The organism is Streptomyces capparidis, assembly GCF_054782095.1.
In genome coordinates this window covers 38,282-49,083 of record NZ_BAAGTD010000057.1, presented here as the reverse complement: position 1 = coordinate 49,083, position 10,802 = coordinate 38,282, and the positions used below count along the sequence as shown (strand labels likewise).

General features: G+C 76.1%; 9 protein-coding genes. 4 read left to right on the top strand and 5 right to left on the bottom strand.

From position 1 onward, the window contains the following. Positions 1-68 precede the first annotated feature (68 nt). On the bottom strand, positions 69-1,250 hold the full coding sequence (locus ACYVO2_RS32220; protein WP_461011619.1) for a PucR family transcriptional regulator: 1,182 nt from the start codon (positions 1,248-1,250) through the stop codon (positions 69-71). Between the two features lie 256 nt (positions 1,251-1,506). On the opposite strand from ACYVO2_RS32220, the gene ACYVO2_RS32215 reads away from it, so the two are divergent. Further along, a complete protein-coding gene (locus ACYVO2_RS32215) occupies positions 1,507-4,047 on the top strand; it encodes an ATP-dependent Clp protease ATP-binding subunit (RefSeq protein WP_461011618.1) in 2,541 nt (846 codons plus the stop codon). A gap of 96 nt (positions 4,048-4,143) precedes the next feature. Continuing rightward, positions 4,144-5,661 (top strand): apolipoprotein N-acyltransferase, encoded by a 1,518-nt coding sequence (lnt, locus tag ACYVO2_RS32210; RefSeq protein ID WP_461011617.1) that lies wholly within the window; start codon positions 4,144-4,146, stop codon positions 5,659-5,661. On the opposite strand, the gene ACYVO2_RS32205 is transcribed toward lnt, so the two are convergent. Beyond that, positions 5,633-6,547 carry a Gfo/Idh/MocA family protein gene (locus ACYVO2_RS32205; protein ID WP_461011616.1) on the bottom strand — a complete coding sequence of 305 codons (915 nt, stop codon included), beginning with the start codon at positions 6,545-6,547 and terminating at the stop codon, positions 5,633-5,635. The genes lnt and ACYVO2_RS32205 overlap by 29 nt on opposite strands. A gap of 502 nt (positions 6,548-7,049) precedes the next feature. On the opposite strand from ACYVO2_RS32205, the gene ACYVO2_RS32200 reads away from it, so the two are divergent. Both ACYVO2_RS32200 and ACYVO2_RS32195 read left to right on the top strand, forming a co-directional pair. Beyond that, a complete protein-coding gene (locus tag ACYVO2_RS32200; protein ID WP_461011615.1) occupies positions 7,050-7,664 on the top strand; it encodes a TetR/AcrR family transcriptional regulator in 615 nt (204 codons plus the stop codon). Positions 7,665-7,718: 54 nt separating this feature from the next. Beyond that, entirely contained in the window at positions 7,719-8,222 is a 504-nt protein-coding gene (locus ACYVO2_RS32195; RefSeq protein WP_461011614.1) for a DinB family protein, read from the top strand. 81 nt (positions 8,223-8,303) lie between these two features. Here ACYVO2_RS32195 and ung read toward each other — a convergent pair whose 3' ends face one another. From ung to ACYVO2_RS32180, 3 genes are all read right to left on the bottom strand, one after another. Then, the gene (ung, locus tag ACYVO2_RS32190) at positions 8,304-8,981 is read right to left on the bottom strand and encodes a uracil-DNA glycosylase (RefSeq protein ID WP_461011613.1); all 678 of its coding nucleotides are present in this window, start codon (positions 8,979-8,981) and stop codon (positions 8,304-8,306) included. A gap of 99 nt (positions 8,982-9,080) precedes the next feature. Continuing rightward, entirely contained in the window at positions 9,081-9,851 is a 771-nt protein-coding gene (locus tag ACYVO2_RS32185; protein WP_461011612.1) for an SDR family oxidoreductase, read from the bottom strand. Further along, complete coding sequence (locus ACYVO2_RS32180) at positions 9,848-10,615, bottom strand: SDR family oxidoreductase (protein ID WP_461011611.1); 768 nt, start codon at positions 10,613-10,615, stop codon at positions 9,848-9,850. Before ACYVO2_RS32180 ends, ACYVO2_RS32185 begins: the two co-directional genes overlap by 4 nt. Positions 10,616-10,802: the final 187 nt, after the last annotated feature.

Genomic DNA, 10,802 nt, shown 5'->3' with positions numbered 1-10,802 from the left:
TGCCCCGGCCGCGGCGGCGCTCCGCCCCGGGCCCGGTCGCCGTGCGCGGCCGGGCCCGCCGGGCGCCCCTACCGCGCGGTGGGCGGCTCCGGTTCCCAGGCGCCCGCCAGGACCCGGGTCACCGCGGCGCCGAGGACGCGCACCCCCTGGGCGGAGCCGGGGTCGGTGCCGCTGAGGTCGCGGGCGCGCCGCAGGCGGTAGTCCAGGGTGCGCGGGTGGATGCCGAGCTCGGTGGCGGTGCGCAGCCGGTTCATGTCGTTGCGGTAGTAGGCGTCCAGGGTGGCCAGCAGGTCGGGGCCGCGCGACAGGCGCCGGGCCACGTCGCGCAGCCACGCGTCCACGTCGGGCTGCCCGGCGCAGCAGAGCTCGACGAACACGTCGGGCAGGGTGTGCAGGCGGCTGGGCACGGCTTCGAGCGGCGCGACGCGGCTGATGCGGCGGGCCAGGTGGAACGCCTCGGCGAGCGCGAACGTGCGCCCGGCGCTGATCCCGGCCGCGCAGGGCCGCCCGACCAGGGTCGCGAAGGCGTGGACGAGCGCGAGGGCGCGCTCCCGCACGCCGGGGCCGCGCGCGGTGAGCGCCCCAGCGTCGCAGGGCAGCAGGGCGACGAACTCGGCCGGATCGTGCCAGGTGACCGGCGTCCCGCCGCCGCGGGCCAGGGCGGTGAGCACCCGGTCGCGCCGCTCGGCGCCGCCGGGGAGGGGCCCGCGGTTCAGGCGGACCACCGTCACCGCGTACCACGGGCCGAGCGGAGCGCCGAGACCGCCGGCCAGCCGGGCCGCCGCGGGGTCGTCGGCGAGCAGGGCGCGGGCCAGCAACTGCACCCGGGCCGGCACCGGCAGGGGGCGCGCCTCGTCGAGGGCGCGCGGGCCCTGGGGCGCGCGCCGGGTGGCCAGTCGGGCGGGCCGCTCCGCCTCGTCGTCGGCCGCCCGGAGGGCCCCGGGCGGGGCGACGGCTCTGGGACGGCCGGCCGGGGGCGCCGCCTCCGGTTCCCCGCCCGCCGAGGCGGCGCGGAACGGGCCGTACGCCGCGGGCGGCAGGCCGAACCGGGCCGGTTCCGGCGCCTCGGGGGCGGGGGCGGGCGCCCCGCCCGGGGTGTCCTGGCCGCGCCGCGGGCCGCCGATCCCGGGCAGGGCGCGGGGCCGCGCGGGGGGCGTGCGCCGGACGCCGGCGGCCGCGGGCACGCCGAGCCGGGTGAAGGCCGAGGTGGCGGGGGTGACGGGGGTGACGGGGAGGAAGGGGCCGCCCATGGCAGGGCTCCGTTTCGGCGTCGGGATCCGGTGTCGGGTGAGGAGGCTGCCGTATCCGGGATGCGCCGGACAGGCTCCGGTTCGGCCATCTCACCCGGTGGTCTCCGTCACGCTGCGCGACCGGTCTCCACGGGCCCAGTGAAGGGGCGGCCGTCAGGTGTTGGCGCCGCCCGCGGTGGGAACCCGCGCCCGTGTCGAAAAGTGCACGATCACCACAGCATGGCCCGGTTTGGCCGGGTCAGCGGGACGGATGCCTATGACCAGCGGGTACAGGGGTCCCGAGGAGCATGGACGGGACCCGCTCGGCGATTTCCTCGCGCACTTCTTCGGTGCCTCGCCCACCGGAGCGCGCCCCGACCCCCGGTACATGGACTTCGGGCGGCTGATGAGCGGCCCGGCCCGGCAGTTGGTCTCCGCCGCCGCGTCGTACGCCGCCGAGCACGGCAGCACCGACCTGGACACCGAGCACCTGCTGCGCGCGGCGCTGACCACCGAGCCGACCCGGGCCATGGTCTCCCGCGCCGGCGCCGACCCGGACGCGCTCGCCGCGGAGATCGACCAGCAGGCCGGGGACGGCCCGCCGCGCAGCACCGTCGCCGTGACGCCCGCCGTCAAGCGGGCACTGCTGGACGCGCACGAGATCGCCCGCTCCACCGGAGCGTCGTACATCGGGCCCGAGCACGTGCTGGTGGCGCTCGCCGCGAACCGCGACTCCACGGCCGGCCAGATACTCAACGCCGCCCACTTCGAGCCCCGGCTCTCGGGCGGCAACGGCGCGGCGCACGGCGGCGAGCAGCGCCCGGCGCAGCCGCGCGAGAGCACCACCCCGAACCTGGACCGGTTCGGCCGGGACCTGACCGCGATGGCCCGGGAGGGCAGGATCGACCCGGTGATCGGCCGGGAGGAGCAGATCGAGCAGACCATCGAGGTGCTGGCCCGCCGGGGCAAGAACAACCCGGTGCTGATCGGCGAGGCCGGGGTCGGCAAGACCGCCGTGGTGGAGGGGCTGGCGCAGCGCATCGCCGACGGCGACGTGCCGGAGATCCTGCTGGGCCGCCGGGTGGTGCAGCTCGACCTGTCGGGCGTCGTCGCGGGCACCCGCTACCGCGGCGACTTCGAGGAGCGGATGAAGGGCATCATCGACGAGATCCGCGCCCACTCCGAGGAAGTGGTCATCTTCATCGACGAGCTGCACACGGTGGTCGGCGCGGGCGGTGGCTCCGAGGGCGGGCCGATGGACGCGTCCAACATGCTCAAGCCGGCCCTGGCCCGCGGCGAGCTGCACGTCATCGGCGCCAGCACCCTGGAGGAGCACCGCCGCTACATCGAGAAGGACGCGGCGCTGGCCCGCCGGTTCCAGCCGATCCTGGTGCCCGAGCCGACCCTGGCGGACGCCACCGAGATCCTGCGCGGGCTGCGCGACCGGTACGAGGCCCACCACCAGGTCCGCTACACCGACGAGGCGCTGCTCGCCGCCGTCGAGCTGTCCGACCGCTACCTCACCGAGCGGCACCTGCCGGACAAGGCGATCGACCTGATGGACCAGGCCGGCGCCCGGGTCAGGCTGCGCTCCCGCACCCGGGCCACGGACGTGCGCGCGCTGGAGCGGGAGGCCGAGCAGCTCGGCCTGGACAAGGCGCAGGCCGTGGCCGCTGAGGACTACGAGCGGGCGCAGGCGCTCCGCGACCGCATCGCGGACCTGGAGCGGCGGATCGACGAGGGCCGCCGCAAGCCGCACGCGGGCCACGGGCGGATCCCCGAGGTCACCGTGGAGGACATCGCCGACATCGTCTCCCGGCAGACCGGCATCCCCGTCAGCAGCCTCACCCAGGAGGAGCGGGAGCGGCTGCTCGGGCTGGAGGAGCACCTGCGCAAGCGGGTGATCGGCCAGGAGGAGGCGGTGACCGCCGTCGCCGAGGCGGTGCTGCGCTCCCGGGCCGGGCTGGCCAGCCCGAACCGGCCCATCGGCAGCTTCCTGTTCCTCGGGCCCACCGGGGTCGGCAAGACGGAGCTGGCCAGGGCGCTGGCCGAGGCGCTGTTCGGCAGCGAGGAGCGCATGGTGCGCCTGGACATGAGCGAGTACCAGGAGCGGCACACCGTCAGCCGTCTGGTCGGCGCTCCCCCGGGCTACGTCGGGCACGAGGAGGCCGGGCAGTTCACCGAGGCGGTGCGCCGCCACCCGTACTCGCTGCTGCTGCTGGACGAGGTGGAGAAGGCGCACCCGGACGTGTTCAACATCCTGCTCCAGGTGCTGGACGACGGTCGGCTCACCGACTCCCAGGGCCGCACGGTCAACTTCAGCAACACGGTGGTGGTGATGACCAGCAACCTGGGCTCCGAGGTGATCACCGGCCGCGGCTCCGCGGTCGGCTTCGGGCCCGGCGACGAGGAGACGGACGAGGCGGCGCGCCGCGAGCGGGTGCTGCGCCCGCTGCGGGAGCACTTCCGCCCCGAGTTCCTCAACCGCATCGACGAGATCGTGATCTTCCGCAGGCTCTCCGACGCCCAACTGCGGCAGATCACCGACATGCTGCTGGAGGAGACCAGGCGTCGGCTGCGCGCGCAGGACGTGGCGATCGACTTCACCCCGACGGCGGTGGACTGGCTGGCCCACCGCGGGTTCCAGCCGGAGTACGGCGCCCGGCCGCTGCGCCGCACCATCCAGCGCGAGGTGGACAACCGCCTGTCCCGCATGCTGCTCGGCGGCGACCTGAGCGCCCACAGCCGGGTGGAGGTGGACACGGAGGAGGGGAGGCTGGTCTTCCGGACGACCTCGCCGTCGACCGCGTCCCCGTGAGACGGCACGCCCCCGCGGCTCCCCCGCCGGCGCCCGCCCCGTGGCCCCTGCCCCGTCCCGGGGTGACACTGGCAGAAGGGACGAGGAGGCGCGGGCATGGCGGTGCGGCGGGCCCTTCCTGTGGCGGTGGTGGCGGCCGGGGCGCTGCCCGCGCCGGCGTTCCCCGAGCCGTCGCTGTGGTGGCTGGCGTACGGGGCGCTGGTGCCGTGGATGCTGCTGAACCGCCTGGCGGACGGCGGGCGGAGCGCGGCCCTGCTCGGCTGGCTCGGCGGGACCGGGTTCGTGCTGGCCGTGCACCACTGGCTGCTGCCCGACCTGCACGTGTTCACCCCGCTGGTGGCGGCGCTGCTCGGCCTGCTGTGGGCGCCGTGGGGATGGCTGGTGTGGCGGCTGCTGCGCGGGGAGCCGGGGCCGGGGCGGGCCGCCGCGGCGGTGGCGCTGCTGCCCTGCGGCTGGCTGATGGCGGAGCTGGTCCGCTCCTGGGAGTACCTGGGCGGGCCGTGGGGTCTGCTGGGGGCCAGCCAGTGGCAGGTGGGGCCGGCGCTGTCGCTGGTGTCGGTGGGCGGGGTGTGGCTGGTCGGCTGGCTGGTGGTGGCGGTGAACGCCGCGCTGGCGGTGGCGCTGGTCTCCCCGGCGGGGCGGCGCGCCGGGGCGGCGGGCCTGGTGCTGCTCGCGGTGGGCTGCGGCGCGGTGTGGGCGTGGGCGCCCCGGCCGGGCGGGCCGGGCCCGGGGCAGGACGCGGCGGTGCGGGTCGCGGTGGTGCAGCCGGGGGTGGTGCACCGGCCGGGTGAGCGGTTCGCCCGCGCGGAGGAGCTGACGCGGCAGCTCGCCGGGAAGCGGGCGGACCTGGTGGTGTGGGGCGAGAGCAGCGTGGGCTTCGACGCCTACACGCGGCCCGACCTGGTGCGGCGGCTGGCCGCGCTGTCCCGGGCGGTGGACGCGGAGCTGCTGGTGAACGTGGACGCGCGGCGCTCGCCCGGGCCCGGCGGCCCCGGCGGCGGCATCCTCAAGAGCGCGGTGCTGGTGGACGGCGAGGGCATCGCCGGGCCCCGGTACGACAAGCGGCGGCTGGTGCCGTTCGGCGAGTACGTGCCGCTGCGGCGGGCGCTGGGCTGGGTGACGGGGCTCAGCGAGGCCGCGGCGGAGGACCGCAGGCGCGGGACCGGCCCCGTGCTGCTGGCCACGGGGGCGGGCCGGGTCGGCCCGCTGGTGTGCTTCGAGTCGGCGTTCCCCGACCTGAGCCGGGAGCTGGCCGGACGGGGCGCCGACCTGGTGGTGGTGCAGTCGTCCACCTCCACCTTCCAGGGGAGCTGGGCGCCGGAGCAGCACGCCTCGCTCGCGGCGGTGCGCGCCGCCGAGACCTGGCGGCCGGTGGTGCACGCCACGCTGAGCGGGGTGAGCGCGGTGTACGACGCGCGGGGCGCCCGGGTCGGCCCCGCCCTGGGCACGGGGCAGCGCACCGCCGCGGTGTACGAGGTGCCGCTCGCCTCCGGCACCTCCCCGTACACCCGGCTGGGGCCGTGGGTGCCGTGGCTGGCGTTCGCCTCGCTCGCCGCGGCGGCCGCGGGCGCGAGCGCCGCCCGGTTCAGGCGCCGGGTCCCTCCAGGGCCGTGACCACGCGTTCGCACAGCTCGTGGGTGTGCAGGGCGTCCTCGGCGCCGAGGACCCGGCCGGAGCGCACCGCGTCGAGGAACGCGCGGGCGGCCTGCTCGATGCCGCGCTGGCGGGCCACGGGCACCCAGTCGCCGCGGCGCCGCACGGTCGGCTGGCCGCGGTGGTCCACGATCTCGGCGAGGTTGAGGACCTCCCGCTTGTTGCCCTGCCCGCTGGTCTCCAGCCGCTCCTCGGTGGAGCCGCTCATCCGGTTCATCAGGCCGAGCGCGGTGAACCCGGGCCCGGACAGGTGCAGCGCCACATGGTGCAGCAGGCCGTCCTGGACGCGGCCCCGCACATCGACGCGGTCCACGGTGCCCGGCGCCAGGAATCGCAGGGTGTCCACCACGTGGATGAAGTCGTCGAAGACCACCCGGCGGGCCGGGGCGGCCAGGCCCACGCGGTTCTTCTGCATGACGATCAGGTCGCGGGGGTGCTCCAGGGCCTGGGCGTAGCCGGGGGCGTGGCGGCGGTTGAAGCCGACCATCAGGCTCACGCCGCGGCGCTCGGCGAGGGCGACGAGGCGTTCGGCTCCGGCGAGGTGGAAGTCGAGCGGCTTGTCGACGTACACGTGCACGCCCGCCTCCAGCAGCCGGGTGACGATCGGCACGTGCTGGTCGGTGGGCGCGTGCACGAACGCGGCCTCGACGCCGCCGTCGCGCAGCAGCCCGTCCAGGGTGCGGTGGCGGGCGTGCGGCGGGATCCGGTACCGGTCGCCGACGTCGTCGAGGGTGGCGGGGGTGCGGGTGAACAGGTGCGGCTCCACCCCGGGCTCGGTGGTGAGCACCGGCAGATACGCCTTCCGGGCGATGTCGCCGAGCCCGATGACCGCCGTCCGCAACCCCATGGCCGCTCCTGTCGTTGAGTGTTCAGCGCTGATCGTGTGGTGGTTCGTGGTGCTGTGTCCGGTTGTGCCGCGGTGCTGCTGTGCCGCCGCCCCGCTGCGCCGCCGCCCGGCGGGGCGGGGTCCGGCGGGGCGGGGTCCGGCCGGGCGGGTCCGAATGGGTGGGATCCGGTTCACGGGTGCCGGGCGGGTGGGTGCCGTGGGGCGCCGCGGGGCCGTGCCGTCCCGGCCACTCCGCTCTTCCCGCACCCCTCCGCCCGTCCACCCCTCCGCCCCTCGCTCCTCTGCCCGCCGCGCCGCCCCGCCGTCCGGCCTCCGCCTCCCCCGGCCGCGCCGTCCCGCCCTTGCCCTCCGCCTCACCCCGCCCGCGCCCCCTCCGCGCCGCGCGGGCGCGGCGCGCCCGGATCGGGGGCCGGGGGCCGCAGCATACGGGGGCCGCCACGGCCCTCCCGCGGCGGCTCCACCGTTCACTACGTGTGTAGTTCAGAGTCGATAGGATCCGCCCATGCCCCACCGCAGCGCTCGCGCAGAGCTGATCGCCGACACCGCGCTGGCCCTCCTCGCCGACCGCGGCATGCGCGGGCTGACCCACCGGGCGGTGGACGAGGCCGCGGGGATGCCGCTCGGCTCCACGTCCAACCACGCCCGCACCCGCGCCGCCCTGCTGGAGGCGGCCGTCGCCAGGCTGGCCGGTCTGGAGTCCGCGCTGCTCGAGCAGCGGCGGGCGGCGGGTCCGCCCGGCAGCCGCGAGGAGCTCGCCGACGCCCTCGCGGCCACCCTGCACCGCCTGGTCACCCATGACCGGAAGTACACCACCGCCCGGTTCGAGCTGGCCCTCGAGGCCACCCGCCGCCCCGAGCTGAGCGCCGTGTACGACTCCGCGGCGCGCGGCTTCCTCGAACCGCTGGTCGCGCTGCTGGCCGCGGAGGGCTCCCCGGAGCCGGAGCGGCACGCCCGGTCGCTGCTGGCCTGGATGGAGGGGACGGTGTTCCTGTGCGTGGCGGGCGTGTCCTCCCACACGCCCCCGCCGGACCCGGCGACCCTGCGCGAGGACATCCTGGCCCTGCTGCGCGGCATGGCCGGGCCCGCCCGGCCGCCCGCCCCCGCCGGGCGGCCGTGAGCCGGCGCCGAAAAGCCCTCGCCCGCGGCGGCGCGCTCCGCGATGATGCGCCGCATGACGACGATCACCCGCACCGAGGCCCCGCTGACCGCGCCCGAGCGCGAGATGCTGGAGTCCTGGCTCGACTACCACCGCGCCACCCTCGCCATGAAGTGCGAGGGCCTCACCGACGCGCAGTTGCGCGAGCGCTCCGCTCCCCCGTCCTCCCTGTCGCTGCTCGGCCTGGTGCGGCACCTCACGGAGAACGAGCTCCACTGGTTCCGCGAGGTCCTGGCCGGCGAGGAGGTCCCGCCGCTGTACTTCTCGGACGAGTACCCCGACGGCGAGTTCGACCTGGTGGACGACGCCGACGCGGCGAAGGACCTGGCGCGGTGGCGGGAGGAATGCGCGCGCTCCCGCGAGCTGATCCGCGGCGTGCCGCTGGACGCCACGGGCGGGAAGCGGGGCAAGGCCTACTCGCTGCGCTGGATCCTCGTCCACATGATCGAGGAGTACGCCCGGCACAACGGGCACGCGGACATCATCCGCGAGCGCATCGACGGCGCGACCGGCGAATAGCCGCCGCTCCGGGCGGGGCCGCAGCGGGCCCGCCCGGGCCCGGGGGACCGCCGCGGACCGCGCCGCCCCCGCGACGGCGCGTCAGTTCAGGTTGGGCAGGCGCCAGTCGACCGGGGTGTGGCCCTGGGCGGCGAGCGCCGCGTCTATCTGCGAGAACGGCCGGCTGCCGAAGAACAGCTTCGCCGAGAGCGGGGACGGGTGGGCGCCCTGCACCACGGTGTGCCGCTCGGCGTCGATCAGCCGCAGCTTCTTCTTCGCGTAGGCCCCCCACAGCACGAACACCACCGGCTCGGCGCGGTCGGACACCGCCTTGATCACCGCGTCGGTGAACTGCTCCCAGCCCCGGTTCTTGTGCGAGTTGGCCTCGCCCTCACGGACGGTCAGCACGGCGTTGAGCAGCAGCACGCCCTGCCGGGCCCACGGCATCAGGTAGCCGTTGTCCGGCACCGGGTGGCCGAGGTCGGCCTGCATCTCCTTGAACATGTTCCGCAGCGACGGCGGGGTCCGCACGCCGGGCCGCACCGAGAAGCACAGGCCGTGCCCCTGCCCCGCGCCGTGGTACGGGTCCTGCCCGAGCAGCAGCACCTTGACCTGGTCGAACGGGGTGGCCTCCAGCGCCGCGAACACCTCCTCGCGGGGCGGGTACACGTTGTGCTGCTCGCGCTCCCGCTCCACGAACTCGGTGAGCTCCTTGAAGTAGGGCTTGGACACCTCGTCCCCGAGAACGGGCTGCCAGGACTCGGGCAGGGTGTAGGACACGGCTGGGACCTCCGGCTGGGCAGGGTGGGCTGTGCGGTGGACGCGGCGCCGCCGTCCGTCCACCGGGGAAGAACGTACCGGTCCCCACCGACAGCGCGCTCAGCCGCCCGCGTCGATCCGCTCCTGCACCCGTCCCATCGCGCGCAGCCACCCGTCGGTGTCCTGGGCCCGCCCCCGGTACTTCTCCGCGGTCTGCGGGTGCGGCAGGATCAGGAACCGGTCGTCGGCGAAGGACTCCACCACGCTGTCGGCGACCTGCTCGGGGGTGAGCGCCCCGGGCCGCAGCAGCAGGTCGCCGGCCGTGCCGCTGCCCTCCAGCATGGCCGTCGCCACCCCCTGCGGGCACAGCGCCTGCACGGTCAGGCCCCGGTGCCCGTAGGTGACCGCGAGCCACTCGGCGAAGGCCAGCGCCGCGTGCTTGGACACCGCGTACGGGGCCGCGCCGGGCATCGTCAGCAGCCCGGCGGCGGAGACCGTGGACAGCCACCTGCCGCGGCCGCGCTCCAGCCACGGGCCGGTGAGCACCCGGGCGGCGCGCACGTGCGCCATCACGTTGACCTGCCAGGCCCCCTCCCACACCGGGTCCGGGTCCTGCTCGCTGCCGGAGGTGCCGATGCCGGCGTTGGCGCAGTACAGGTCTATCCCGCCGAGCGCGGCGCGGGCCGCGGCGATCAGCTCCTCGGGGGCGGCCGCGTCGCCCGGCACGGCGGTGCCGCCGGTCTCCCCGGCGACGGCGCGGGCCGCGTCCGCGTCCAGGTCGTTGACGACCACCCGCGCGCCCTCGGCGGCGAACCGCCGGGCGAGCGCGGCCCCGATCCCGTGCCCCGCCCCGGTGACGACCACGCCGGCGCCGCTCAGTTCGAAGCTCATGACACCGCCGCGTTCAGCAGCAGCCCGCCGTCGATCACCAGGGTCTGCCCGGTGATCCACGCGGCCTGGTCCGACAGCAGGAACGCGACCGCGCCGGCCACGTCGGCGGGCTCGCCCAGCCGGCCCATCGGGTAGCGGGCGGCCACCTCCTGCTCGCGCTCCTCGTACAGGGCCGCGGCGAACCTGGTCTTCACCACGGCCGGGGCGACCGCGTTGACCCGCACCACGGGCGCCATCTCGTGAGCGAGCTGCGCCGTCAGGTTCATCATCGCGGCCTTGCTGACGCCGTACAGGCCGATGAAGGGGGACGCCCCGAGCCCGCTGATGGAGGAGACGTTGACGATGGCGCCGCCGTGGTCCTTCTGCCAGACCCGCCAGGTGTGCTGGGCGAAGCCGAGCGCGGAGACCACGTTGGTCTCGAAGACCTTCCGCGCCACGGCCAGGTCGGCGTCGGCCAGCGGCCCGAACACGGGGTTGGTGCCCGCGTTGTTGACCAGGTGGTCCAGCCGCCCGAACGTCTCCATGACGCGCTCGACGGCCTCCGCCCGGTGCGCCTCGTCGTGCGCCCTGCCCGCCACGTACATCGCCCTGCCGGGACCGCCGAGGTTCTCCACGGCCTCCTTGAGCGCGTCCTCGTTGCGGCCCGTGACGCACACCCGGTGGCCGGAGTCCACCAAGGCCCGGGCGATGCCGTGGCCGATGCCCCGGCTGGCGCCGGTGATGAGCGCGACCTTGCCCTCGGCCGCGGTGTCGCTGCCTGCCATGTCCTACTCCGAACTCGCTGGGGGAAATGCTTGGGGTCGGTGGAACGCCCTGTGCCGCCGGAACGCCTTGGGCCGGTTGACCTTCCTGGGCCGAAGGAACCCATGGGGCCGCTGGAACACGACTTCGAGGCCGATGGAGCACATGGGAGGCCGGTGGGTTCCCCCGCCCAGTGGGGACCGGGCTCCT

Bases quoted from the DNA above. Each gene is read 5' to 3' on its own strand.
- ACYVO2_RS32195 (WP_461011614.1), top strand. From the start codon at position 7,719: ATGACGACGATCACCCGCACCGAGGCCCCGCTGACCGCGCCCGAGCGC.
- ACYVO2_RS32180 (WP_461011611.1), bottom strand. From the start codon at position 10,615: ATGGCAGGCAGCGACACCGCGGCCGAGGGCAAGGTCGCGCTCATCACC.
- ACYVO2_RS32220 (WP_461011619.1), bottom strand. From the start codon at position 1,250: ATGGGCGGCCCCTTCCTCCCCGTCACCCCCGTCACCCCCGCCACCTCG.
- ACYVO2_RS32215 (WP_461011618.1), top strand. From the start codon at position 1,507: ATGACCAGCGGGTACAGGGGTCCCGAGGAGCATGGACGGGACCCGCTC.
- lnt (WP_461011617.1), top strand. From the start codon at position 4,144: ATGGCGGTGCGGCGGGCCCTTCCTGTGGCGGTGGTGGCGGCCGGGGCG.
- ACYVO2_RS32205 (WP_461011616.1), bottom strand. From the start codon at position 6,547: ATGGGGTTGCGGACGGCGGTCATCGGGCTCGGCGACATCGCCCGGAAG.
- ACYVO2_RS32185 (WP_461011612.1), bottom strand. From the start codon at position 9,851: ATGAGCTTCGAACTGAGCGGCGCCGGCGTGGTCGTCACCGGGGCGGGG.
- ACYVO2_RS32200 (WP_461011615.1), top strand. From the start codon at position 7,050: ATGCCCCACCGCAGCGCTCGCGCAGAGCTGATCGCCGACACCGCGCTG.